We start from the raw sequence: 24209 nt of genomic DNA, 5'->3' as shown, positions 1-24209 counted from the left end.
AAAGGGGCTTGCGGCAGGGGGGCAGGAGGGTGGCGCCGCGGCAAATCCGGCAGCGAAAGGGGCCCGACGGGCCGCGACAGCAATTGGGTCACGACAGCAAATCGATACTGTTCCACCTGGAACCGGACCGCACGACGACGCTGCAGGCGCAGTTGCGGCGCATGCTGGTCTCGGCGATCCTCGATGGCCAGATTCCGCCCGGCAGCCCCTTGCCCTCCTGTCGGGCGCTGGCGCAATCGCTCAAGATCGCCCGCAATACGGTGGTGCTGGCCTATCAGGACCTCACCGAGGAAGGCTTTCTGATAGCGCGCGAGCGCAGCGGCTTCTTCGTCAACCCGGAGATCGTCAGCGTCCGGCCCAAGGAGGCTGCGGCCGGTGCGGCGGCAGCCGACGGCGCCGAGCCGGATTGGGTGACGCGCTTCAAGCGCCGCCCGACACAGCAGCGCAACATCGTCAAGCCGGCCAATTGGCAGGACTTTCCCTATCCCTTCATCTACGGCCAGGTGGACCAGAGCTTGTTTCCGCTGGCCGCCTGGCGCGAATGCAGCCGCCAGGCCTTGAGCGTCAATGCGGTCCGGGAATGGGTCAGGGACCGTTTCGCCGAGGATGACCCGCAGTTGATCGAGCAGATCCGCACCCGTGTCCTGCCGCGACGCGGTGTGCGCGTGGCGGCCGACGAAATCCTGGTGACGGTGGGGGCGCAGCAGGCGCTCTACCTGCTCTCCACCCTGCTGTTCGACCACAAGACCCGCTTCGGGATCGAGGATCCGGGCTATACCGACGCGCGCAACATCGCCGCCCTGCGCGCTGGGCATCTGGTACCGCTGCCGGTCGACGATCACGGCCTGGTGCATGGGCCGGAGCTCAACGCCTGCGACTATGTCTATGTGACGCCGAGCCATCAGTTCCCGACCACCGTCACCATGTCGCTGGAGCGCCGCAACGGCCTTCTCGACCTGGCGCAGCGGCGCGATTTCGTGGTCATCGAGGACGATTACGAGAGCGAACTCACCCATCAGGGCAGCCCGCAGCCGGCGCTGAAATCCCTCGACCGGCATGGCCGCGTGATCTTCGTTTCCAGCCTGTCGAAGACTCTGGCGCCGGGGCTGCGCATGGGCTTCGTGGTGGGGCCGCGACCGCTGATCGCGGAATTGCGCGCGCTGCGGCGCCTGATGATCCGCCACCCGGCCGCCAACAACCAGCGCACGGTGGCGCTGTTCCTGGCCGACGGCCATCACGACACGCTGCTGCGGAAGCTGTGCAATGTCTATCGCGAGCGCCTGGCGGCGGCGGTGACGGCGCTGGCGCGGCATCTGCCTGAATTCACGGTCAACCTGACGGCGGGCGGCACCGCCCTCTGGATCCGCGGTCCCGAGGGCCTCGACATGAGCCAGATCGCGACCGAGGCTGCATCGCGCGGTGTCGTGATCGAGCCAGGTGCCGTGCATTTCATGGAGCAGCCGGGACCGGCCAATTTCTGCCGCCTCGGCGTCTCCTCGATACCGACCGACCGCATCGAGCCCGGCATCCGCCTGCTGGCCGAGGCGGTCCGGGCGCATCGCAGCCGGGCCTAGGGCTGCGGCCCCGGAAAAGGGGGCGTCTGGCCCAAAGCGGCCCCGGCCGCTGGACCTATGACAGGGCCAGTTGCCCCCCTATCGTGCGGCAATGGATCAGGCCGGGCGGACCAGCCGGCAATCAGGAAAGATGGATCAAGACCCATGAAAATGACCACGGAAGAGGCCTTCGTGAAGGTCATGCAGTTGCATGGCATCGAGCATGTCTTCGGCATCATCGGCTCGGCCTTCATGCCGATCTCGGATTTGTTCCCGAAGGCCGGCATCACCTTCTGGGACGTGGCGCATGAATGCAATGGCGGCTACATCGCCGACGGCTATACCCGCGCCAGCGGCAAGATGGCGATGTGCATCGCCCAGAACGGGCCGGGCATCACCAATTTCGTCACCTGCATCAAGACCGCCTATTGGAACCACACGCCGATGCTGCTGGTGACGCCGCAGGCGGCCAACAAGACCATCGGCCAGGGCGGCTTCCAGGAAGTCGAGCAGATGGCCCTCTTCAAGGACATGGTCTGCTATCAGGAAGAGGTGCGCGACGCCAGCCGCATGGCGGAGGTGCTGAATCGCGTCATCACCAAGGCGAAGCGCAACTCGGCCCCGGCGCAGATCAACGTGCCGCGCGATCTCTTCTGCCAGATCGTCGATATCGAACTGCCGCAGATCGTCGAGTTCGAGCGCCCGGCCGGCGGCGCGGAGGCCATTGCCAGGGCGGCCAAGGTGCTGTCGGAGGCGAAGTTTCCGGTGATCCTGTCGGGCGCCGGTGTTGTCATCGGCGGCGCCATTCCGGAAGCCCAGGCGCTGGCCGAGCGCCTCGACGCGCCGGTCTGCTCGTCCTACCAGCACAATGACAGTTTCCCCGGCTCGCATCCGTTGCACGCCGGGCCGCTCGGCTATAACGGCTCGAAGGCGGCGATGGAGCTGATCGCCAAGGCTGACGTGGTGCTGGCGCTCGGCACCCGTCTCAACCCGTTCTCGACGCTGCCCGGCTATGGCATCGATTACTGGCCGAAGAACGCCACCATCATCCAGGTCGATATCAACCCGGACCGCATCGGCCTGACCAAGAAGGTGACGGTCGGCATCGTCGGTGACGCGAAGCAGGTGGCGAAATCGATCCTGGCCCAACTGACACCCGAGGCCGGCAATGTGGGCCGTGCCGAGCGCAAGGCACTCATCCATCAGACCAAGTCCGCCTGGCTGCAGACGCTCGCCAGCATGGATCACGAGGATGACGATCCCGGCACCAGCTGGAACAAGGATGCGCGCACCCGCGACGCCGACCGCATGTCGCCGCGCATGGCCTGGCGCGCGATCCAGGACGGCCTCCCGAAAAATGCCATCATCTCCAGCGACATCGGCAACAATTGCGCCATCGGCAATGCCTATCCGACCTTCGAGCAGGGCCGCAAATATCTGGCCCCGGGCCTGTTCGGTCCCTGCGGCTATGGCTTCCCGGCGATCATCGGCGCCAAGATCGGCTGCCCGGACGTGCCCGTCGTGGGCTTTGCCGGCGACGGCGCCTTCGGCATTTCCATGAACGAGATGACCTCGATCGGGCGCAAGGAATGGCCGGGCATCACCATGGTCGTGTTCCGCAACTACCAATGGGGTGCGGAGAAGCGCAACACGACTCTCTGGTACGACAACAATTTCGTCGGCACCGAGCTTGACCCCGAACTCTCCTATGCCCGCATCGCCGAGGCCTGCGGCCTCAAGGGGGTGCAGGTACGCACGCAGAAGGATTTGACCGCCGCCCTGCAGGAAGCCTGCAAGGCGCAGGAAAAGGGTGTGACCACCTTCATCGAGGTGATCCTCAACCAGGAACTCGGCGAACCCTTCCGCCGCGATGCGATGAAGAAGCCGGTGGTCGTCGCCGGCATCGACAAGAAGGATATGCGGCCGCAGCAGGGGGCTTGATCCGCGGCCGATCGGGAGAAGGGCGGGCTGGGGGAGAGCCCGCCCTTTTCCATGGCCGCCCTTTCAGGACTGGGCGAGGTCGAACAGTGCCTTGGCGAGGCTGATGACGGCCAGCAGCATCAGCAGCACGAGGACGGCACGCCGGAATGTCGCCTGGTCGATGCGCTTGAAGCCTCGGGCGCCGACCCAGACGCCCAGCAGCAGGGCCGGCAGCCAAGCGAGGAACTGGACGAAACTCTGCGTCGTGATGAGACCCTCATACCAGTGGCCGGCAAGGCCCAGCACATCGGTCGAGAGGAAGAAGGCGATGACCGAGGCGCGGCTGACGGCGGCCGCGGCCGGGGTCGAGAAATAGAACAGCACCACCGGCGGTCCGCCGATGCCGAAGGCGCCATTGAAAATCCCCGAAGCACCGCCAGTTACGGCGGTTGCGGTCGCCCCCGGCGTCCGCTCCAGCCGGAAACCGCGCAGCATCATGATCGCGGTCGCCAGCACGAACAACGCCATGGCCAGCTGCATCGGCGCCTCGGGAAAGCGGGCGAGCGCGAAAATGCCGAAGGGCAGCGCGATGACATAGCCGAGGAGCAGCCAGCCGATCGAGCGCCAGTCGATGTCGCGCCAGATCGACGGGATCATGTTGAGCGAGGCTGCGACCTCGAGCAGGAAGATCGTCGGCACGATCTCGCGCGCCGGCAGGATCAGCGAGAGGGCGGTTATGCTGAGCAGCGAGAAACCGAAACCGGAGAAGCCGCGCACGATCGCCGCCAGGAAGATCGCGCTGCTGGATAGAGCCAGGGTCTGCCAATTGTCGGTGGTGTAGGCGAGGAGGGCGTCAAACATGGGTTCGCCACTCTAGCCGAGGCGGCTGGCGCCAGACCAGCGGCGAAGTTGGGGGCAGTTGTCAGCGAATCTGTCAGGGCAGGCGTTCGAGGGCGGCGAGGGCGTCGATACGCCCGGCCCCGAATTCGGGATCGCGTTGCGGCGCGCCCAGATCGATGGCGGATTCTTCCATGGCGCGGCGCAGCTTGACGACACCCAGCGCCGGCTGGTGCGACAACAGGAGGGCGGCCAGGCCGCTGGCATAGCCGGTAGCCATCGAGGTGCCGCTGAAGAAATCGTAGCCGCCGCCGGGCCGCGCCCCCAGGATATCGACCCCTGGCGCCGCAACCGAGATATAGTCGCCGCGATTGGCGTCCTTGAACAGGCGGTCCTTCATGTCCGTGGCCGTCACGGCGATGACGCCGTCCTGGGCGGCAGGATAGGCGGGCGCCGCCTTGGGGCCGGCATTTCCGGCGGCGGCGACGACGCTGACCTTGTTGAGCAGCGCCTCGCCGACGAGTTGCGAGACGAGGCGATCCTGCGGCCCCGTGAGGCTGAGATTGGCGATGCGGGCCTGCTGCCGGATCGCCGTCTCGATCCCGAGCGACAGCAGGAAGGACGAACTCTCGGCCAGACCCTGTTTTGCCTCCACCTCACGGAAGGCACGAATGGCGATCAACTCCGCCCGGGGGGCGATGCCGTGCAGCGGCCCCTGGCCGACCATGATGCTGGCCAGCACGGTGCCGTGCACCTCCGCGGCGACGGAACCGTCATCGACCAGGTCGAACGCGCTGATGGTAGCGCCAGCCAACGATTCATGGGCCGTGTCCACGCCACTGTCGATCAGGGCGATGCGGATGCCCTCTCCCCCGCCGGCCTGCGGTGCGGCGATATCGGCGCGCATCTGGCGAAGGGCATATTGCTGGTCGCCGGTGGCGCCCGCGGGATCCTGCGTGGTGCGATAGATGAAATTGGGCTGCACCCAGACAGGTCGCTGGTCGGCCGCTGCCGCCTCGAACACCTGGTCGGGTTCGGCGCCGTCGCCAAGGCGCATCAGATAAACCCGCAGACCCAGACCCTGCATGGTGAAATCGCGCACGATCTCAAGATCGATGTCGTCGGCGAAAGTCTGGGCCGCTTCCGAGGCCGCGTTGGGGGGGAAGATGACGCAGAGCTCGTTGGGGACGGCCGGCGGGCGATTGCCCGGCGTGGCCTCGCCGTCGCTGCCTGCGCCATCGGCGGCGTCGAAGAGGTCGGGGATCGATGGTGTCGGGCCCATGTCGCCGCGGCTGCCGGGCAGGTCAGGCTGGGTCGGAATCCGCGGCGGTGTCGCCGGCAGCGTCGACTGCGCCAGGGCGGGCGGCGACATCGTCGCCACGACGAGGGCAAGCAGGCCGGCGAAGATCAGGAACGGGCGCATATCAGGAAAGGGCGCATGGTGTCAGCGCCGCTGCGCAGTCGCGATCAGGTCGGGGCGTGACTGCAGGCGGGCGATGGCCTCGTTGACATCGACCCCGGTGGCGAGGCGCAACACGAAGGTGAGGCCCGGCTTCGGCCCGTCGATCACGCTGGCATCCAGCTCGGTCAGGATCTGGGTGATCTGGGCGGCGGTCACTTCCGGACGGAAGGCGACCAGCAACTCGGCCCCCAGCGCCTCGGCCATCTCCGGCACCTCGCCGGTCGCCGCCGCCGTGGCATAAGTCGCCTGCCCGGCTGGTTCGCCCTCCGGCGTCGACACAAAGGGCAGGGCGCCAGACCGATAGAGCAAGGCCCCCTGCGCCACCACGAGAAGGCAAGCGCAGGCGAGGGCGAATTTCATCAATGGCCTGGGGCCGAACAGGCGGGCAAAGAAGCCCGGTTCCTCGACCGCGGCGAAGCGGCGCTGCCGGGTGGTCTCGATCTGCTGCAGCAATCTGGTGAGCGTGGCGTCGGAGGGCTCGCCGGTTGCGGCGCCGCCGTCGATGACGGCTTGGCGCTGTTGCTTGGCGGCGTCAAGCTGGTTCCGCAACTCGGCGGATTCCTTCAGCAGGCCCTCGATCGCCGCGGCTTCGGCGCGGCTGGCGCGGCCGGTGAGATACCAGGGCAGGATTTCCTGCGCCTCGTCCAGGCTGATCCGGTTCTGGTCCTGCCCCTGTTCAGCGTTCATACCGAGGCTCCCTTGACACCCGCCGCTTCGAGCATGCCCTTCAGCTTCTGCCGGGCATAGAACATGCGCGTCTTGACGGTATTCTCCGGCAAATCGAGCGTGTCCGCGATCTCCTGCACCGAAAACTCCTGGAAATAGGCCAGATGCAGGATTTCGCGATGATCCAGCGACAGCTTCTCCATCAAGCCCTGCAGCAGCCGGGACATGCCCTGGCCGGCGGCGATGCTGTCCGGTCCCGGTGCCTGGTCCTCGATTGCGGCGGCCACGTCGTCGTCAAGGGCCACTTCGCGCTTCTTCCTGAGGCGGCTCACCGCCTTGTGGTGTCCGATCGAGAACAGCCAGGTGGTGACCGAGGACTTGCCTTCGAAGCGGCCCGCTTGGCGCCAGACTTCCAACATGGTCTCGCTCAGCACCTCCTCGGCCAGCTCGCGCTCGCGCACCAGCTTTACCAGGAACGCGAACAGCGCGCGGTTGTGGCGCTGGTAGAACGCGGTAAAGGCGTCTCTGTCACCCTTTGCGATACCGTCCAGCAGCTTGCCATCCGGCGTACCTCCGCCTGAACCCAGTTTCATCCCGCTACTGCCATCGTCATTGTTCCGTCGTCCGATCCCACCACCCGGTTCAAGGCAAAGTGACGAACCAGTGCCGCCTTCGGTCTTATGACACATTTCCGGGTGGCCGGCCGCCAGCAATACAACCAGCGGCGGCAGGCATGCCTCTGGCCGGAGACCTTTCCCGTCCGGGCGTTTCCTTTCCGCGGCTGCCCCCGCCGCAGCAGGGGCTGGGTTGGGATAAGCGAGGCGCGGGCTTCTGTCCAGTCCCTACGGAATTCAGTCCTGCAGGCACAAGCCTGTTGGGGCCCGAATTCCCCGTTCTCGGCGAGACGAAAGAGAAGGGTCCCTTGCTGACGCGCCTAAAGCAACTTGCCCGGGAACGGATTCCGGCCGGCCTTGTCCTCGATCTCGACCACCCAAAGATCTGGATCGCGCGCGACCTGGCGGGCGATATAGGCATCGGCATCCGCCTCGCTCATCATGTCGCCCTTCTGCACCTGCAGCCAGGCGATTTCGCCCGCCTCGTCACGGGTCTGGCTGAGGAGCCGGCAGCCGGGGCCGAGCAGGTTGAGCTTGACCAGGACGGCGCCACCCCAGGCGTCGCCCTTGTGGGCGACAATGGCAGTGAGGCCGCGCGCAAAACATTGGCGGAGATGGCCCTGGACAAAGAGCTCGGTGGAGAGGCGCTCACTCACGCGCGCTGCGCCTTCAGGGCCGCCTCGCGCAGCTGGCTGAGCGAGGCCTTGGGCGTGATGGCCTCGGGATCGATGCGTAGTTCGAGCAGGGCCGGGCGGCCGGCGGCGAGCGCCCGCTCGAAGGCGGGGGCGAAATCCGCCGTCTTCTCGACCAGTTCGCCATGGGCGCCATAGGCCCTGGCGAGGGCCACGAAATCGGGGTTGCGGAGCTCGGTGCCCGAGACGCGGCCGGGATAGGTCTTTTCCTGGTGCATGCGGATGGTGCCGTACATGCCGTTATTGATCACCAGGAAGACGACATTGGCGCCGTATTGCACGGCCGTCGCCAGTTCCTGGCCGTTCATCATGAAGCAGCCGTCGCCGTTGAAGGAAACGACGATGCGTTCGGGTGCTGCCAGCTTGGCGGCCACGCCGGCGGGAACGCCGTAGCCCATCGAACCGTTGGTGGGGCCGAGCTGGGTGCGGAATTTGCGATATCGATAGAAGCGGTGGCTCCAGGTCGCATAATTGCCGGCGCCGTTGGTGAGGATCGCATCGGCCGGCAGGCGCTCGCGCAGCCAGGCCATGATCTCGCCCATCTGCAAGGCGCCGGGTATCGACGCCAGCTGGATGCTCTCGAGGTAATCGGCGCGCGCCGCCCGGGTCCAGGCATCCCAGGGGCGATTGGCGATGGCGGGCAGCTTGCCGAGCGCCTGCACGAAGGCGCCCATGCCGCTGTTGATCGGCAGGCTGGCCTGATAGACGCGGCCCAGTTCCTCGGCGCTGGCATGGACATGCACCAGCTTCTGCGCCGGCACGGGGATATCGATCAATGTATAGCCCGAGGTCGTCATCTCGCCGAGGCGGGCGCCGATGGCGATCAGCAGGTCGCTGTCCTTGATGCGCTGGGCGAGCTTCGGATTGATGCCGATGCCGACATCACCGGCATAGTTCTCGCTGGTGTTGTCGAACAGATCCTGGCAGCGGAAGGCACAGCCGACCGGCAGGTTGTTGGCTTCCGCGAAACGGCGGAAACCGGCGACGGCATCGGCATCCCAGCCGCCGCCGCCCAGGATGACGAGGGGGCGTTCAGCCTTGGCGAGAAGGTTGCGGAAGGCCGCCATCTCCTCCCCGCCGGGATGCGGGCGACTTACCTTATAGTGCATGGCGTCGCCCACCTTGACGATGTCGGTCAACATGTCCTCTGGCAGGGCCAGTACGACCGGGCCGGGGCGACCGTTCATGGCGCGGTGGAAGGCCTGGCTGACCAGTTCCGGGATGCGTGCGGCGTCGTCGATCTCGGCCACCCATTTCACCATCGGGCCGAACATGCGGCGGAAATCGATCTCCTGGAACGCTTCGCGCTCGACCTGGTCGCGGGCGACCTGGCCGATGAAGAGGATCATCGGCGTCGAATCCTGGAAGGCGGTGTGGACGCCGATCGAGGCATTGGTGGCGCCGGGGCCGCGCGTCACGAAGCAGATACCGGGTTTCCCGGTCAGTTTGCCATAGGCCTCCGCCATATAGGCGGCGCCACCTTCCTGGCGGCAGACCACCAGCCTGATGCGGTCCTGCGCATCATGCAGCGCGTCGAGGGCGGCGAGATAGCTTTCGCCCGGTACGCAGAAGGCGAGGTCGACGCCGTGCTGGATGAGGGCGTCGATCAGGATGCGGCCGCCATTGCGGGGGGTGATGTTCTGGCTCATTCGTCTGTCCGGAGGGTAATGGTGTCTGGCAAAGGGCCTAACGCCTTTCGGCGCGGTTTGGCAAGGGCGTCGCCCGCAGGGCTAGGCAGGTGCGGATATCAAAGGGGCGGTCGCAGATGCGCCCAGGGCTGCATTTTCTCGATCACGGCGCCGAGGCCGAGGACAGCCCGGTCGTCGTGGCGGCGGCCGATCAACTGCAATCCGATGGGCAGGCCGTCGCTGGTGAAACCGGCCGGCACCGAGAGTGCCGGGCAGGGGCTGACGAAGTTCCAGACCGCGGTGAAGTCGAGCGAGGCATAACGTCCGTCGGGCCGCAGATGCCAGTATTCGTGGTCGGCACGGCCGATCTCGGCCGCCGGCTGGCACATGGTGCCGGAGACGATCGCCTCGTTGCGGGCGAGGATGGGTTGCAACTGGCCCCACATCCGCGTCCGCTCGATCTCGATCCTCTTGAAGTCGACCGCATTCATGGCAAGGCCGGCATCGATCAGCGCGACGACGTTGGGGTCCATCTTGTCCCGATATTGCGGCAGGACATGGCCGAAGAAGGTGGCGAGATAGACGCCCCAATGCTTGACCCAAAGGTCATCCTCGAGCTTGCCCCAGCCCAGGGTGACTTCCTCGATCTCGGCGCCGGCTTCAGCCATCCGCCGGGCCATTTCGCGAATGGCGGCCTCGACCTCCGGGTGCCAGACCCGGGTGGCGCTATCGATCAGCAGCGCCAGGCGGCGACCCTTGAGGTTCGTGTCGAGCGGCGCCAGAAAATCCTGCGGCGTGGTCAGGGACTGGATGTCGCGCTCGTCCGGCCCCTGCGTCACCTGCATGAAGAGGCAGGCATCGGCGATGGTCCGGGCGAGCGGGCCGAAATGCGACAACTGGTCGAACTGGCTGGGCAGGATGGTGAAGGGGATGCGGCCGAAGCTGGGTTTCAGCCCGACGACGCCGGAAAAGCTGGCCGGGATGCGTACCGAGCCGCCCATGTCGGACCCCTCGGCAATCGGCACACAGCCGCTGGCAACGGCGGCACCCGATCCGCCGGAGGACCCGCCCGGTGTACGTCCCAAATTCCACGGGTTGCGCGTGACGCCCCAGAGCGGGCTTTCGGTGAAGGAGGAATAGGCGAATTCCGGCGTGGTCGTCTTGCCGACGAGGATGCCGCCGGCACCGGTCAGCGCCTCGGCGATCGGGGCGTCATGGTCCGGCACCCAATGCTCGTAGGCAAAGGAGCCGAGCGTCGTGCGCTTGCCCTTGGTCGGGGTGAGGTCCTTGAGCGCAAAGGGCACGCCGTGCAGCGGCCCGCGGAATTTACCAGCCCTGGCTTCGGATTCCAGCAACCTCGCCTGGGCCAGGGCCTCGTCCGGAAAGACGAAACAGAAACAGTTCAGCTTCGGATTTACCTCGGCGATGCGGGCGAGGCTGTTCTCGACCAGGGTGACGGGCGAAAGACTGCCGGCACGGATGCGGGCGGCGAGGTCGGTGGCCGGGGTGAAGCAGAGGTCGAGATCGATCACGAAACCAGATCCTTTTGCAAGGGAAGCAGCGGGCGCAGAAGGCGGGCAAGCAGCACGACCAGGACAATGTCGAGCAACAGGACAAGGGCGAGCAAGGCGAAATAGAGTGGCGAGGCGCTGCGTGCAATGCCGGAGAAAAGCGTCGCCGACAGCAGCGGCATCTCGCCCGACAGGGCATTGGCGAGATAAAAATCGTCGAACGACAGAAAAAAGGTCAGCAGCGCGCCAAGCGCCAGATAGGGACGCAGGATCGGCCAGGCAAGCCGGCGAAAGATGGTGGCCTCGTCAGCCCCGGCTTCCTGGGCGGCGCGGTACCAGCCCGGGTCGACGCGGCGCCAGCCCAGTGCCAGCAAACCGGCAACGACCGGCGCCGCCACCGCCGCCTGCGCGGTGATCACCAGGCCGCCGCCGAGAATATTGCCGCCCCATTGCGCAACCTGCAGTCCCGCCAGCAGGAACAGGGCGCCCAGCACGAAGCGAGGGAGGATCAGTGGCAGCGCCGTCAGCAGCAGCGGCGATAGGCGCCCGGCCGCCAGCCAGTCGCGCCAGAGCAGCGACAGGGCAAGCCCCCAGATGCCGGCCAGCAGGGTCACACAAAGGGCTATCAGCGGCGTCGCGAGGAGCGCCGGCGCGATGTCGGTTTCCTGCGCAACCGCCGCAAGCACCTGCGACAGGTCCGCGACCAGGGCGATGCCGAAGACATAATAGAGGCCGAGGCCAAGCAGGACAGCCGGCGGCAGCAGCAGGAAGATGGCGGTTCCGCCGCAGGCCAGCGCCATGGCGAGGGTACCCCAGAAGCGGCGGGCCGATATCATCGCCGCCATCCCGAGGCCAGCAACAACCCCAGCGGCAGCAGGGCAAGCACCAGCAGCAGCAGCAGCATGGCCGCCGCATAGGGCCAGCCGATTTCGCTCTCCATCGCCCGCTGCAGCCATTCGGTTGCCTGTTCGAAACTGCCGCTGCCAAGCAGGCGCGGCTCCAGGAAGCCGCCGCTGGCGCCGGCAAAAACGACCGCGCCGGCCAGCAGGATGCGGTGGCGGCAGGCCGGCCAGATCAGCTGCCGGAAGATGCGCAGGGCGCCGGCACCGCATTCCCGCGCTGCCATCAATTGCCGCGCCGGTGCCGCCCGCAGTGCAATCGCCTGCAGCACGATACCGAAGGGCAGCCAGGCATGCAGCCTGGCCAGGAATTCGGCGGCGGCGCTGCCGCGGATGGCGTCGGGCAGCAGGTCGAACAGGACGCCTCGCTTCAGCGCCTCGGTCCAGGCCAGTACGCGGATGCCGGGATCGAGCAGCCAGAGGAACAGGGCAAGGGCCAGGATCCATCGGCCAAGCCCGCCGCCGCGGACGGCAATGACATAGGCAAGGGGGAGGCCGACCGCACCGCCCAGCAGCGCCACGGCCCCTCCCATGAAGAGGGAAAGGGCAAGGGCGCGAAGCGCTTCGGTCGAGGTGGCAACAACCGGCCAGGCGGCGCCTGTCAACTCGGTACCGGCGGGGTCACGGAGACTGAGCCAGATGGTGAGGGCGAGCGGCAGAAGCATGACCAGGATGACCAGCAACAGCGCCGTCAGCCCGAAATCGTTCTTGGCGCCGGAATGTCGCTGACTCATGCCGGGTCCGCTGGTCGCTGGCCGTCGGTCATGCCGTCCGGCGGAAGGAGGTGGAAGTCGGCGCGGTTCCAGCCCAGGGTCGCGCGTCGGCCGATTTCGAGCGGCATCGGCGCCGGCAACGTCACGTCAGCCAGCATGCCGCGCGGAAAATGATCGAGGGCAACGCGGATCTGCGCGCCGGTGCCGTGCGGCATCACGTCGGCAATGACCCCTTCGGCCAGCACGTCGAAGCGGCGGATGCCGAGGAAAAGGCGCACCGCCTCGGGCCGCACCAGCATCAGGGCAGGGCCGGTGGCGATCGCCCGGGCATTACGGTCGCGTGGCAGGTTGACGCCGCCGCCCTGCAGCATTGTGCCCGCGATCCGCAGGGTGCCGTCGCTCTCGGCATTCGTCGGCGAAACTGTGACCGGCAGCAGGTTGCTGGCGCCGCCAAGCCGGGCGATGGTGGCATTTGCCGGGCGGCGGAAGACTTCATCCGGGCGATCACGCTGTACTTCCCGCCCGTCCATGACGACCGAGATCGCGTCGGCGCCGATCAAGGCCTCGCCGAGATCGTCGCTGACCAGCAGGGTGGTGACACGGAACTGTCGCAGTAACCGCCGCATTTCCGGCAGAAAGGCGGTGCGGGCCGGCGCCGGCAGCGATTGCAGCGGCCGCTCCAGCAGCAGCAGGGCGGGCTCGGCCGCGAGGGCGCGCGCCAGGGCGATGCAAATGCGCGTCTCCGGCAGCAGGTCGCCCGGCCGGGACGCCAAAGCCTCCGGCGTCAGGCCGATCTCGGCGGCCAGCATCTCGACACGGCGGCGGATCTCGCTGGCGCCATGGCGCTGCTGCTCCAGCGGAAAGGCGATGTTAGCGAAGCCGGTGAGTCCAGGAAACAGGGCTGGATCCGCCCGCACCGACATGATGCCGCGGCGGCCGGGGCCGCGCAGCGCGAGGTCGCGCCCGTCGATCTCGATCCGTCCCCGCGCCGGGCGCTGAAACCCGGCAATGGTGTCGGCGAGGTGGCGGCAGAGTTCGGGGTCGGGTGTCACGATGGCGTGGATGGTGCCCTTGAGGACGGTCGTGCCGTAACCCTCGAGCAGCCGGCGGCCCGGCGCGCCGATCGTCAGATCGTGAAGCGCAAGCTGCGGCTGCGTACTCATGGCGTCAAGGTCATCGGCAGGGGCCCGGCCGGAACGCGGTCAATGATGACCGGCCTGCAGCAGGCGGTCCTTGAGGCCGGTATCATAGGCGATCCCGGCCGGTGTCAGCACGCAGCCGCGCGGAAAGGCCGAGCGGATCAGCCCCTTGCGCTCCAGCGCCTTCCAGGCGGCCTCATTGGCGAGCCCACTGGCATCGCGCGCCGCAAGCACCCAGGGGCCGAGATGGAAATGGTCGCCATGGGCGTGCGGCAGGCGCTGGATCAGCATGTGTCCTTCTTCCTCGGCCGGACTGGCATAGCCCTCGAGCTCGCACAGGGCCTGGAACAACGTCAGGGTTTTCAACTGCAGCGCATTGAGATTGAGCGGGTTCTTCTTGCTTGCCATGATGTGGTCCGGTCTCCGGTTGCGGTCAGGTTGGGGTCTTTTCCATGAAGATGGAAAGTGGATCGGGCTGGTTCGCGCGTTCGGCGCGGATGGTGACGGGCATCGCGGGCGTCAGTCGCGGAAGTTCACGAATTGCAGCGGCTGCTCGATCTTGAGGCCCTTCACGAAGGCGATCGCCTCCTGCAATTCGTCGCGCTTCTTGCCGGTGACGCGCAGTTCATCACCCTGGATCGAGACCTGGACCTTCAGCTTGCTGTCCTTGATGTCCTTGACGATGCGCTTGGCCAGGGTCTGGTCGATACCCTGCTTGACCACCACCTCCTGGCGGCGCGAATTGCCGCTGGCTTTCTGCTCGTCCTTGAACTCGAGGCAACCGGCGTCGAGCTTGCGGCGCGTGATATAGACCTTCAGCAGATCCTGAACCTGGCGCAGCTTCTGGTCGTCATCGGCATTGATGGTGATGAGCGCCTCCTTGCGCTCGACCGTGCAATGCGAGCCCTTGAAGTCGAAGCGCGTGCCGATCTCGCGCGTGACGCCCTGGACCGCGTTCTCGACCTCGGCGAGATCGGTCTTGGAAACGATGTCGAATGACGGCATGGAAACCTCCTTTGCAGCGTTGACCGCGACGGCGCGGCTATTCGCGCATGGCACGCGGGATGCGCGGATACCAGGCATAGAGTGTGGCGCCGCGCAGGACGAAGAACAGCATCAGGGCGGCCCACAGGCCGTGATTACCGAAGGCCGGGATCAGGAAATACTGCGCGACAATGGCGCCGAGTGCCGCGACCAGCATGCCATTGCGCATTTCCCGGCTCCGCGTAGCGCCGATGAAGACCCCGTCCAGCACATAGCACCAGACGGCAACGAGCGGGCTGAATACCAGCCATGGCAGGAAATCCGCCGCCCGCGCGATCACGGCCGCATCGGCCGAGAACAGGGCCAGGATGTCGGTGCCGCCCCAGAGCAGGCCCAAGGCAAGGAGGGCCGCACCGCCGCCACCCCAGATCAGCGCATGGGCGACGGCCTGCCGCAGCGCCGCGCGATTGCGGGCACCGACGGCATGCCCCGCCAGCGTCTCGGCGGATTGCGCGAAGCCGTCCAGGATCTGGGCCATGGTGGCCAGCAGCGCGAACAGCAGGTGATTGGCGGCCAATGTCGTGTCGTTCATGCGCGCGCCGAGGCCGACGAAGTACGACATCACGAACATGACGCAGAGCGTGCGCAGGAAGATATCGAAATTGACGGTGATCAGTTCGAACAGGCGGTCGAGGTCGACCAGCGAGGTGCCGCCGGATTCGGCCCGGAACCGGCGCAGTTCCAGGCGCACCAGATAGAGCCCGACGAGCGCGGTGGCACTCTGGGCGACGGCCGTGCCGATGGCCGCGCCGTCAACGCCCAGCTGCATATGATAGATGAGCAGGTAGGAGAGCAGGGCATTGAGCCCGTTCAGGAAGAGTTGCAGGGCAAGGACGAGACCGATGCGCTGCAGGCCTAGTAGCCAGCCGAGGATGACATAATTGGTAAGTTCGAAGGGCGCGCCGAACATGCGGTAGTGGAAATAGCGCGCGGCCAGGTCGGCGACGATGTCGCTGGCACCGAACAGCGGGATCGTGACGATGGCCAGGGGCACCATGATCAGCAGCAGGATGAAGCCGAACAGCCAGGCCAGCACCAGGGCGCGGCCGACCGTGGCGCGGATCTCGCCGGCATCGCCGGCGCCCAGGGCCTGCGCAGTGAATCCAGCCGTCCCCAGGCGAAGAAAGGCAAAGACCCACAGCACGAAGCCGGCCAGGGTGGTGCCGATGGCGATGCCGCCCAGCGGCACGGCGTCGCCGGACTGGCCGATCAGCGCGGTATCGACGAGGCTGGGCAGGACGGTCGACAGGTTGGCGACAATCGCCGGCACGGCCAGGGCGGGAACACGATAGCGCTGGGCGAGGGCGGGATTTGCCGTAAGATCGGTCATGTTCATTGCTGCGGCTGGGAGGCCGCACTATAGGCAGCGGCTTCCCCCCGGTGCAAGGCATGGGGTGCGAGGCATAGGGTGCAAGGCACGGATTGATTCCCACCCGCTGGTTTGCTGAGATTTTTCTTGCTAAATCAACCTGATATGCATTCAGTAAGATGTCGTTAAGGTTTTGTCCTTAGTTGTTGGTCAAGTTTCTATCGGGTGGGGCCGGAAACGAGCGATGCGGATGGCCGGATGAGCGACAGCCATATCCTTTGCCTGCTCGATGACGATGCCGAAAGGGTGGCGATAGCGGCTGCCCTGGCCGGGGCAGGTTTTCGCCTGGATTACGCCGCCCTCGATGCGGCTGCACTTGTCCTGCCGCTGGATCCGCTGCCCTCCATACTCCTGTTGCGTGTACACGCCGAGGCCCCTGCGGTCGCGGCGGTCAGGCAATTGCGCCATCACCATGCCAGCGCCGAACTGCCGATCGTGCTTCTGGTCGATGCCGGGCAGGATGCCGTCAGCGAAGCCTGCCTCGCCGCCGGCGCGGATGACCTCGCGACCATGCCGGTGCGGGGGGTTGAACTGTCGGCGCGGCTACGCAGCCAACTGGCCCGCGTCACGGCGATCGCCGCCGGCCGGGCCGAACGCGACCGTTTCGTACTGGCGGTTGCCGGTTCCAGCGACGGCATCTGGGATTTGCAGGTCGAGGACGATGCCCTGTTCATGTCGCCGCGCTGCCAGGAACTGCTTGGCCGGGGCCCGGATGACGGCCTGAAGCGCCTCGACGACTGGCTCGCCGTGATCCATCCGGACGATGTCGACCAGTTCCACGTCGAGTTGCGCAACCATCTGGAGGGTGTCACCCTGTCGCTGCAGATGGAATGCCGCATGCTGCACAAGAACCAGACCTATCGCTGGTTCCTGATCCGCGGCACGGGCCAGAGGCGTCCCAACGGCAAGGCCTTCCGCGTGGCCGGGTCGCTGACCGATATCAGCGAGCGCAAGCTGACCGACGCGATGACCGGCCTGCCCAACCGCATCGTGCTCTATGACCGCCTCAACCAGACGATCGTCAAGAACCGGCGCAAGAGTTCGGCAAATTTCGGCATCATCCTGCTGCAGATCGACCGGTTCGAGACCATGCGCGAGGCCTATGGGCAGGTGTTCTGCGACGCTGTGCAGAAGGTCGTGGCGCAGCGCCTGGTCGGTACGCTGCGCACCACCGATACGCTCACCATCATGGGCGAGAACACGATGTGCATCCTCCTCGACGTGATGCGCGACGACACCGACCTGGTGCGCGTCTCGAACCGCGTCCGCGCGGCGGCGGAGGAGCCGATAACGCTGGGTGACGAAAGCGTCATGCTGAGCCTTTCCATCGGCATGGCACAGGCGCAGGCGCACCACCAGAGCGCCGAGGACCTGATCCGCGACGCGACGGCGGCGCTCAACAAGGCGCGCGCCGAAGGTGGCGGGCAGGAGGTCGTGTTCGACCCCGACATGCAGCGGCGCGCGCGCGACCGCCTGCGCATCGAGGCGGAACTGCACCTCGCCCTGAAGCGCCGGGAGTTGCTGCTGCTCTACCAGCCGATTGTCGATCTGAGGACCGGCCGGACCGCCGGCTTCGAGGGCCTGGTTCGCTGGCAGCATCCGCAGCGCGGCATGGTCCCGCCGATGGATTTCATCCCGATCGCCGAGGAAACCGGCCTCATCATCCCGATGGGGACCTGGGTGATCGAGGAGGCCGCGCGGCAGATGCGGGAATGGCTGGATGCCGGCATCAATCCGAACCTGTTCGTCAGCGTCAATGTTTCCTCGCGCCAGCTGGACGGACCAGCCCTGCCCGAGATCGTGCGCCAGGCCCTGCGCGAGAGCCGCCTCGATCCCGTGCAGATGAAGCTGGAGATCACCGAAAGCGCCGTGATGCGCGATTTCGACGTGGTCATGAAGCTGCTGAAGCGGATGCGGGAAATCGGCGTCGGCCTGTCGCTGGACGATTTCGGCACCGGCTATTCCAGCTTGAGCCTGCTCCGGCGCCTGCCAGTCGACACGCTGAAGGTCGACCAGTCCTTCGTATCCGCCATGCGCGGCGATGTCAGCGGCGTCAGGATGGTCGAGGCCATCATCCAGCTGGCGCGCCTGTTCGACCTCAAGGTCGTGGCCGAGGGCATCGAACATGCCGAGGAGCAGGATCTGCTGAAGGAGCGCGCCTGCGATTTCGGCCAGGGCTGGTTCTATGGCAAGCCGCTGCCGGCGGCGACCTGCCTGGAGCGGCTCCTCGGCGAACAGGCCGGGAAGGCGCGGGCGGCCCGCTAGGCGCCGCCCGCGGCAATTGACTATTTGTTGGACTGCAGGGCGAGCTGGATGTCCCGCTGCCGCCGTCTCTCCGCGCGCGTCATCAGGATATGCGATGTGATGACACCGGTCGACACCACGGCGATGATGATGGTGGCAAGTGCGTTGATGGTCGGATCGACGCCGCGCCGCACCTTGGAGAAGATCAGCTGCGGCAGTGTGCCGGAACCGGGTCCGTTGGTGAAGAGCGTGATCACCAGATCGTCCAGAGAGATGGTGAAGGCCAGCAGCCAGCCGGAAATGACCGCCGGCGCCACGATCGGCAGCGTGATCACCAGGAAGGTCTTCAGCGGCCGGGCGCCCAGGTCCTGTGCCGCCTCCTCGAGCGAGATGTCGAAGGTCGAGAAGCGCGACTGCATCACCACCGTCACGTAGGCCATGCAGAAGGTGATATGCGCCAGGATCACCGTGGTGAAGCCCATGCTGCGCGGCCAGCCGAACCAGGTGTCGAGCTGCTTGAAGAGCAGCAGCAGGGAAAGACCGGTGATCACCTCCGGCATGACCAGGGGTGCCGTCACCATGCCGCTGAACGGCAGGCGGCCGCGGAATTTGCGATAGCGCGCCAGGACATAGCCGGCCATGGTGCCGAGCACGGTGGCAAAGGTCGCGCTGACGGATGCCACGACGAAGCTGTTCTTGGCGGCGTTGAGGACCTGCGAATCCGTCAGCAATTCCGGATACCAGCGCACCGAAAAGCCGCCCCAAAGGGTCATCAGCTTGTTGGCGTTGAAGGAGTAGGTGATGAGGACCAGCATCGGTCCATAGAGGAAGGCAAAGCCGAGGACCAGGATCAGCAGGATGAACCAGGAAAGGCGCGAGCTCATTTCGGCGCCTCCTGGGCCTTGTTCTGGAAGTACTGGAACAGCATGATCGGAATGACCAGCAGCAGCAGAATGGCGACCGCGACTGCGGCCGACATCGGCCAGTCGCGATTCTGGGCGAACTCGTTATAGACGACGCGGCCGATCATCAGCGCGTTGGGGCCGCCCAGCAGTTCCGGGATCACGTATTCGCCGACCGCGGGAATGAACACCAGCAGCGAGCCGGCGATGATGCCCGGAAAGGAAAGCGGGATGGTGATGACGCAGAACGCCTTCCAGGGCCGGCAGCCGAGGTCCTGCGCCGCTTCCAGCAGGGAGAGGTCCATCTTTTCCAGATTGGCATAGAGCGGCAGGATCATGAAGGGCAGGTAGGTGTAGACGATGCCGATATACATCGCCACCGGTGTATAGAGGATGTTGAGCGGCGCATCGATGATGCCAAGGGCCTGCAGCGTGTTGTTGAGCACGCCTTCCTTGCCGAGAATTCCCATCCAGGCATAGACGCGGATCAGGAACGAGGTCCAGAACGGCAGGATGATGGCGAGCAACAGGAGGGCGCGCGTGGTCGGCGCGCAGCGCGCGATGCCATAGGCCATGGGATAGCCGATCAGCAGGCAGATCACGGTCGAGGTGAAGGCCAGCTGCAGCGAGCTCCAATAGGCGTTGATATAGAGCAGGTCGTCGAACAGGCGGTTGTAATTGAGCAGCAGATCCTCATGCGGCACCGAACCCGGGCCGAACATCGGCGTATAGGGCGGCTGCGCGATGATGGTCTGCGCGAACGAGATCTTGAGGACGATCAGGAAGGGGGCGACGAAGAACAGCATGAGCCACAGATAAGGCACCAGGATGACCGCGGTACGCGGCCTGAGGCCAAGTTTCATGGCGATGTGGTGCAACTGCCGGCCAAGCGGCAGGGAGCCCTGATAGGTCGTGTCGGTGGCCATGATGCCCTCAGCTCAGCAGGGCGACGGGAGAGTTGGCGTGCCAGGTGACAAAGACCCGATCGTCCCAGTCGATGGCATGCTCGGCAGCACGCCGCTGGTTGGACATCGTCACCTTCACTTCCTTGCCGCTGTCGAGGCGGATGAGATAGATGGAGAGGTTCCCCATATAGGCGACGCCCTTGACGATTCCCGGGCTGCAATTCGACTTGGAGCCGGGATCGGTCTTGAGGAGTTCCATTTTTTCCGGCCGGATCGCGACCCAGCAATAGGCGCCGGGCGCGGTCGAGATGCCGTGGTCGATATAGATCGGCCGGCCGGTCTCCTCGCAGGCGATCACGACATGGCCGGGCTCGTCCTCGACGATCTGGCCTTCGAACAGGTTGACCGAGCCGATGAAGTCGGCGACGAACTTGGTGTTCGGGTATTCGTAGATTTCCTTGGGTGTGCCGACCTGGGCGATCTGGCCGTGGTTCATGACGCCTATGCGGGAAGCCAGGGTCATCGCCTCTTCCTGGTCGTGGGTCACCACGATGAAGGTGATGCCGAGGCGATCCTGGATGTTCATGATCTCGAACTGGGTCGCCTCGCGCAGCTTCTTGTCGAGCGCACCCAGGGGCTCGTCAAGGAGCAGCAGCTTCGGTTCCTTGACCAGCGAGCGGGCGAGGGCGACGCGCTGGCGCTGGCCGCCGGAAAGCTGGTGCGGCTTCCTGTGGGCGAACTGGCGCATCTGCACCATGTCGAGGATGTTGCCGACGCGCTCCTTGATCTCGGCCGCCGGCACCTTGTCCTGCTTGAGGCCGAAGGCGATGTTCTGCTCGACGCTCATATGCGGGAACAGCGCATAGGACTGGAACATCATGTTGGTCGGGCGCTCATAGGGCGGGATGTCGGCCATGTCGACGCCGTCGATATAGATCCTGCCGCTGGTCGGCTGCTCGAAGCCGGCCAGCATGCGCAGCAAGGTGGTCTTGCCGCAGCCGGAGCCGCCAAGGAGCGCGAACAACTCGCCGCGATAGATGTCGAGCGACACGTCGTTGACGGCGACGAAATCGCCGAATTTCTTGGTCACATTCTCGATGCGGATGTAGGGCACTGCATCGGGGTCGTTCCAGGGTTGCCCGCTAGCTTCTGCCTTCGCGCGTTCTGCCGCCATGATATTCCCTGTCTGCTCGCGGGCTGGCCGGAGAGAACCGGTCGGCCCCGCTTATGATTTTGACAGATTATTACTTGTTCCCGGGCGGGAATGGTACAGGAAAACGGGCGGCACGGTGATCGACCGTGCCGCCCGAAGGACTATTGCCCCGTCTTGATCCGGGTCCATTCGCGGGTGATGACCCGGCTCAATGCCTGGTCCCGCACCACCGAGGGGAAACCCCGCTTCAGCGTCTCCTCGTCCGGGTAGATCGCGGGATCTTCCAGGATCTCCGGCAGGACATATTGTTTCGCCGGCACATTGGCATTGGCGTAGTAGGTATAGTTCGTCGCCGCGGCGATGACCTCCGGCCGCATCATATAGTCGAGGAACAGATGCGCATTGCCGGGATGCGGCGCGTCGGCCGGGATCAGCATGCCGTCGAACCAGATATTGGTGCCCTCCTTGGGGATGGTATAAGCCAGTTCGATGTCGATCCCCGCTTCGGCGGCGCGGCCGGCTGCCGTCGCATAGTCGCCGGACCAGCTCATCGAGATGCAGTTTTCCCCGTTGGGCAGCGCATTCAGGTATTGCTGCGAATCGAACTGGCGGATGAAGGGACGCACCTTCATCACCATGTCGGCGGCAGCGATGATATCCTCTTCCTTCTGCGAGGTCGGGTCCTTGCCCATATAGGCCAGCGCCAGCGGAATCACGTCCTCGGGCGAATCCAGGAAGGTGATGCCGCAATCGGCGAATTTCGATGCGATTTCCGGATCGAAGATCATGGCCAGGCTGTCGACCGGCGCATCGGGCATGCGCTCCTCGATCATCTTCACATTGTAGGTGAAGCCGTTGGTGCCCCACATATAGGGAATGGCATGCTCATTCCCTGGATCGGCTTCCTTGCTCAGAATCGCCATGATCCCCGGGTCGAGATTTTTCAGGTTCGGCAGCTTCGATTTGTCGAGCTTCTGGTAGAGGCCGATCTGAATCTGGCGCGCAAAAAAGGAGGAAGAGGGGAAGACGACGTCGTAGCCGGTGCCACCAATGACCAGCTTGGCTTCGAGATCCTCGTTGCCGGTATACATGTCATAGGTGACCTTGATCCCGGTTTCCTTCTCGAAATCCTCGATGGTGGTCTCGCCGATATAGTCCGACCAGTTATAGACGTTGAGTTCCTTGGGTTCCTCGGCTGCGGCGCTGCCGGCGAGAGCCCAGGCACCTGCCAGCAAACAGGTGCCGAGCAGGAGCGTGGATCGACGGTTGATAGGTGTCTTGGACATCATGCCTCCCTGGTTTTGAAGCCTCGACCCGCCCCGGAGCGAAGAACCGGCGCGAGCAGTTTTTGAATCCCTGTTCAGTATCTTTCTTAATATTTTGAAGTATTTGATCCCTTCTGGCGCCGCCATGTCAACCCTTGGCATGCCAGTTTTCGAGACTGCCGGTTAAGTTGCGGCGAAAAAAAAGAAAAAGCCCCGCGGCAACAATCCGCGGGGCTGATTCGCTCGACCCATCCCAGGTTTCCTGGCCGAGTCTGTTGACCGGACTTGCCGGCGGCCGGACTTACTGGCCGGTCTTGATCTTGGTCCAGGTCCGGGTGCGCAAGCGCTCCACCTCCGCCGAGGCGACCTTGTCGGCGAACAGTTTCGCCTTCACTTCCTCGGGCGGGTAGACGTTGGGATCTTCCAGCAACTCCTTGTCGATCTTCGGCAATGCCGCCGCGACCGGGCTGCCATAGGCGACATAATTGGCGTTGGTGGTGGCCACATCGGCATCCAGGTTGAAGTCGATCCAGGCATGGGCCTGGTCGACATTCACGGCATCCGCCGGGATCGCCATGGCGTCCAGCCACAGAATGGTGCCTTCCTTGGGAATGGAATAGAGCACCTCGATCCCGTTCTGCGCCTCCTCCGCACGGACGGCCGCAATGCCGAAATCACCCGACCAGCCGAGGGCCAGGCAGATGCCGCCATTGGCGATGTCGTTGATGTAGCTGGAGGAATGGAAGTACTTCACATAGGGGCGGACACCCATCAGCAGCTTTTCCGCCTCGGCATAGTCATCGGCACTGGCGGTATAGGGATCCTTGCCGAGATAATGCAGCGCGATCTGCAGCACCTCGCTGGGCGCGTCGAGCATGGAAATACCGCAATCGGCGAATTTCTGCGCCAGTTCCGGCTTGAACAGGATGTCGAGGCTGTTGACCGGCGCATCCGGCATGCGCTTCTCGATCTCGGCCTTGTTGTAGCCGATGCCGGTGGTGCCCCAGAACCAGGGCACCGAGTACTTCAATTCGGGATCGAAGGCCTTCAGGATCTCCATGATCGCCGGGTCGAGATTCTTGTAGTTCGGAATCTTGGAGGTATCGAGCGGCTGGTAGATGCCGGCCTGGATCTGGCGGCCGAGGAAGGCGCCGGAGGGATGCACGAGATCATAGCCCGTGCCGCCGGCCATCAGCTTGGCTTCCAGCATCTCGTTTGAATCATAGACGTCGTACTGCACGGTGATGCCGGTCGCCTTCTCGAAGGCGGGCTGCGTGCTCTCGTCGATATAATCCGACCAGTTATAGATGTTCAGCTTGCCGCCCGAACCGGCCGCCGCCGCGGCGGGCTCGGCAGAAGCGGTCTCGGTCGTTGCCGCAGGCGCCGCGGCGGGTTCAGCAGCCGGCTCGGCGGCCGGCTCTGCAGCCGGTTGCGCTGCGGCCTGTTCGGTCGCTGCCGGCTCGGCGGCTTGCTGGGATTCGGCCGCCTTTTCCTCCTCGCCACAGGCGGCGAGCAGCAGAGCCGAGATGAATGCGACGGCAGTAATCCTGGGTGTTGGCAATCTTGCCTCCTCGTTTTTGCGCAACCTCAATAACGGGTCGCCATTTTCTGGTCCCGGTTCGTTCCCCGCAAATCCGGGGCCCGGCCAGTTCGTCAGACCTTATTCTCACACCGCCTGTCGGTCATGTGTCAA

Annotated in this window: 21 protein-coding genes; 3 read left to right on the top strand and 18 right to left on the bottom strand. The window is 65.3% G+C overall.

All coding sequences use genetic code 11. From position 1 onward, the window contains the following. Nucleotides 1–29: 29 nt before the first annotated feature. Both pdxR and xsc read left to right on the top strand, forming a co-directional pair. The gene (pdxR, locus tag A8950_RS14230; RefSeq protein WP_208109864.1) at nt 30–1574 is read left to right on the top strand and encodes a MocR-like pyridoxine biosynthesis transcription factor PdxR; all 1545 of its coding nucleotides are present in this window, start codon (nt 30–32) and stop codon (nt 1572–1574) included. A gap of 144 nt (nt 1575–1718) precedes the next feature. Continuing rightward, nucleotides 1719–3494 carry a sulfoacetaldehyde acetyltransferase gene (gene xsc / locus A8950_RS14225; protein WP_133614340.1) on the top strand — a complete coding sequence of 592 codons (1776 nt, stop codon included), beginning with the start codon at nt 1719–1721 and terminating at the stop codon, nt 3492–3494. Nucleotides 3495–3557: 63 nt separating this feature from the next. On the opposite strand, the gene A8950_RS14220 is transcribed toward xsc, so the two are convergent. The 13 genes from A8950_RS14220 to A8950_RS14165 all read right to left on the bottom strand — a co-directional run bounded on the left by A8950_RS14220 (nt 3558) and on the right by A8950_RS14165 (nt 16008). After that, nucleotides 3558–4334, bottom strand: coding sequence for a sulfite exporter TauE/SafE family protein (locus tag A8950_RS14220; RefSeq protein ID WP_133614339.1), 777 nt, complete (start codon nt 4332–4334; stop codon nt 3558–3560). A 73-nt stretch (nt 4335–4407) separates the two neighbouring features. Continuing rightward, on the bottom strand, nt 4408–5733 hold the full coding sequence (locus A8950_RS14215; RefSeq protein ID WP_133614338.1) for a S8 family peptidase: 1326 nt from the start codon (nt 5731–5733) through the stop codon (nt 4408–4410). A gap of 21 nt (nt 5734–5754) precedes the next feature. Next, the gene (locus A8950_RS14210) at nt 5755–6459 is read right to left on the bottom strand and encodes a S8 family serine peptidase (RefSeq protein ID WP_133614337.1); all 705 of its coding nucleotides are present in this window, start codon (nt 6457–6459) and stop codon (nt 5755–5757) included. Then, nucleotides 6456–7031, bottom strand: coding sequence for a sigma-70 family RNA polymerase sigma factor (locus tag A8950_RS14205; RefSeq protein WP_133614336.1), 576 nt, complete (start codon nt 7029–7031; stop codon nt 6456–6458). Before A8950_RS14205 ends, A8950_RS14210 begins: the two co-directional genes overlap by 4 nt. Before the next feature lie 341 nt (nt 7032–7372). After that, a complete protein-coding gene (locus A8950_RS14200; RefSeq protein ID WP_133614335.1) occupies nt 7373–7708 on the bottom strand; it encodes a DUF1491 family protein in 336 nt (111 codons plus the stop codon). Continuing rightward, nucleotides 7705–9393, bottom strand: coding sequence for a thiamine pyrophosphate-binding protein (locus A8950_RS14195; protein WP_133614334.1), 1689 nt, complete (start codon nt 9391–9393; stop codon nt 7705–7707). The genes A8950_RS14200 and A8950_RS14195 overlap by 4 nt, the downstream gene beginning before the upstream one ends. Before the next feature lie 98 nt (nt 9394–9491). Further along, complete coding sequence (locus A8950_RS14190) at nt 9492–10904, bottom strand: amidase (RefSeq protein WP_133614333.1); 1413 nt, start codon at nt 10902–10904, stop codon at nt 9492–9494. After that, nucleotides 10901–11719 carry an ABC transporter permease subunit gene (locus A8950_RS19565; RefSeq protein ID WP_166645186.1) on the bottom strand — a complete coding sequence of 273 codons (819 nt, stop codon included), beginning with the start codon at nt 11717–11719 and terminating at the stop codon, nt 10901–10903. The genes A8950_RS14190 and A8950_RS19565 overlap by 4 nt, the downstream gene beginning before the upstream one ends. Next, on the bottom strand, nt 11716–12516 hold the full coding sequence (locus A8950_RS19560; protein ID WP_166645185.1) for a hypothetical protein: 801 nt from the start codon (nt 12514–12516) through the stop codon (nt 11716–11718). The genes A8950_RS19565 and A8950_RS19560 overlap by 4 nt, the downstream gene beginning before the upstream one ends. After that, nucleotides 12513–13658: an ATP-binding cassette domain-containing protein gene (locus A8950_RS14180; protein ID WP_133614331.1), complete on the bottom strand. Its 1146-nt coding sequence runs from the start codon at nt 13656–13658 to the stop codon at nt 12513–12515. The genes A8950_RS19560 and A8950_RS14180 overlap by 4 nt, the downstream gene beginning before the upstream one ends. A gap of 39 nt (nt 13659–13697) precedes the next feature. Beyond that, nucleotides 13698–14042 (bottom strand): hypothetical protein, encoded by a 345-nt coding sequence (locus A8950_RS14175; RefSeq protein WP_133614330.1) that lies wholly within the window; start codon nt 14040–14042, stop codon nt 13698–13700. Nucleotides 14043–14153: 111 nt separating this feature from the next. After that, the gene (locus A8950_RS14170; protein ID WP_133614329.1) at nt 14154–14639 is read right to left on the bottom strand and encodes a YajQ family cyclic di-GMP-binding protein; all 486 of its coding nucleotides are present in this window, start codon (nt 14637–14639) and stop codon (nt 14154–14156) included. Between the two features lie 37 nt (nt 14640–14676). After that, a complete protein-coding gene (locus tag A8950_RS14165; RefSeq protein WP_166645184.1) occupies nt 14677–16008 on the bottom strand; it encodes an MATE family efflux transporter in 1332 nt (443 codons plus the stop codon). 237 nt (nt 16009–16245) lie between these two features. Between A8950_RS14165 and A8950_RS14160 the strand changes: the two genes are divergently transcribed. Continuing rightward, nucleotides 16246–18312 (top strand): putative bifunctional diguanylate cyclase/phosphodiesterase, encoded by a 2067-nt coding sequence (locus tag A8950_RS14160; RefSeq protein WP_133614327.1) that lies wholly within the window; start codon nt 16246–16248, stop codon nt 18310–18312. 20 nt (nt 18313–18332) lie between these two features. On the opposite strand, the gene A8950_RS14155 is transcribed toward A8950_RS14160, so the two are convergent. The 5 genes from A8950_RS14155 to A8950_RS14135 all read right to left on the bottom strand — a co-directional run bounded on the left by A8950_RS14155 (nt 18333) and on the right by A8950_RS14135 (nt 24077). After that, nucleotides 18333–19175, bottom strand: a complete 843-nt coding sequence (locus A8950_RS14155; RefSeq protein ID WP_133614326.1) for an ABC transporter permease subunit — start codon at nt 19173–19175, stop codon at nt 18333–18335. Continuing rightward, on the bottom strand, nt 19172–20119 hold the full coding sequence (locus tag A8950_RS14150) for an ABC transporter permease subunit (protein ID WP_133614325.1): 948 nt from the start codon (nt 20117–20119) through the stop codon (nt 19172–19174). The genes A8950_RS14155 and A8950_RS14150 overlap by 4 nt, the downstream gene beginning before the upstream one ends. Before the next feature lie 7 nt (nt 20120–20126). Further along, nucleotides 20127–21272: an ABC transporter ATP-binding protein gene (locus A8950_RS14145; protein WP_133614324.1), complete on the bottom strand. Its 1146-nt coding sequence runs from the start codon at nt 21270–21272 to the stop codon at nt 20127–20129. 140 nt (nt 21273–21412) lie between these two features. Next, on the bottom strand, nt 21413–22537 hold the full coding sequence (locus tag A8950_RS14140; RefSeq protein ID WP_133614323.1) for a polyamine ABC transporter substrate-binding protein: 1125 nt from the start codon (nt 22535–22537) through the stop codon (nt 21413–21415). Between the two features lie 280 nt (nt 22538–22817). Next, nucleotides 22818–24077 (bottom strand): polyamine ABC transporter substrate-binding protein, encoded by a 1260-nt coding sequence (locus A8950_RS14135; protein ID WP_133614322.1) that lies wholly within the window; start codon nt 24075–24077, stop codon nt 22818–22820. Nucleotides 24078–24209 lie beyond the last annotated feature (132 nt).

The sequence above is a fragment of the Dongia mobilis genome (assembly GCF_004363235.1).
GTDB classification, from domain to species: domain Bacteria; phylum Pseudomonadota; class Alphaproteobacteria; order Dongiales; family Dongiaceae; genus Dongia; species Dongia mobilis.
Note: the sequence above shows the minus strand (reverse complement) of the source record. Positions and strands in the feature narration are given on the sequence as shown.

Bases quoted from the DNA above. Each gene is read 5' to 3' on its own strand.
- xsc (WP_133614340.1), top strand. From the start codon at position 1,719: ATGAAAATGACCACGGAAGAGGCCTTCGTGAAGGTCATGCAGTTGCAT.
- A8950_RS14220 (WP_133614339.1), bottom strand. From the start codon at position 4,334: ATGTTTGACGCCCTCCTCGCCTACACCACCGACAATTGGCAGACCCTG.
- A8950_RS14215 (WP_133614338.1), bottom strand. From the start codon at position 5,733: ATGCGCCCGTTCCTGATCTTCGCCGGCCTGCTTGCCCTCGTCGTGGCG.
- A8950_RS14210 (WP_133614337.1), bottom strand. From the start codon at position 6,459: ATGAACGCTGAACAGGGGCAGGACCAGAACCGGATCAGCCTGGACGAG.
- A8950_RS14205 (WP_133614336.1), bottom strand. From the start codon at position 7,031: ATGAAACTGGGTTCAGGCGGAGGTACGCCGGATGGCAAGCTGCTGGAC.
- A8950_RS14195 (WP_133614334.1), bottom strand. From the start codon at position 9,393: ATGAGCCAGAACATCACCCCCCGCAATGGCGGCCGCATCCTGATCGAC.
- A8950_RS19565 (WP_166645186.1), bottom strand. From the start codon at position 11,719: ATGATATCGGCCCGCCGCTTCTGGGGTACCCTCGCCATGGCGCTGGCC.
- A8950_RS19560 (WP_166645185.1), bottom strand. From the start codon at position 12,516: ATGAGTCAGCGACATTCCGGCGCCAAGAACGATTTCGGGCTGACGGCG.
- A8950_RS14180 (WP_133614331.1), bottom strand. From the start codon at position 13,658: ATGAGTACGCAGCCGCAGCTTGCGCTTCACGATCTGACGATCGGCGCG.
- A8950_RS14175 (WP_133614330.1), bottom strand. From the start codon at position 14,042: ATGGCAAGCAAGAAGAACCCGCTCAATCTCAATGCGCTGCAGTTGAAA.
- A8950_RS14170 (WP_133614329.1), bottom strand. From the start codon at position 14,639: ATGCCGTCATTCGACATCGTTTCCAAGACCGATCTCGCCGAGGTCGAG.
- A8950_RS14165 (WP_166645184.1), bottom strand. From the start codon at position 16,008: ATGACCGATCTTACGGCAAATCCCGCCCTCGCCCAGCGCTATCGTGTT.
- A8950_RS14160 (WP_133614327.1), top strand. From the start codon at position 16,246: ATGAGCGACAGCCATATCCTTTGCCTGCTCGATGACGATGCCGAAAGG.
- A8950_RS14155 (WP_133614326.1), bottom strand. From the start codon at position 19,175: ATGAGCTCGCGCCTTTCCTGGTTCATCCTGCTGATCCTGGTCCTCGGC.
- A8950_RS14150 (WP_133614325.1), bottom strand. From the start codon at position 20,119: ATGGCCACCGACACGACCTATCAGGGCTCCCTGCCGCTTGGCCGGCAG.
- A8950_RS14145 (WP_133614324.1), bottom strand. From the start codon at position 21,272: ATGGCGGCAGAACGCGCGAAGGCAGAAGCTAGCGGGCAACCCTGGAAC.
- A8950_RS14140 (WP_133614323.1), bottom strand. From the start codon at position 22,537: ATGTCCAAGACACCTATCAACCGTCGATCCACGCTCCTGCTCGGCACC.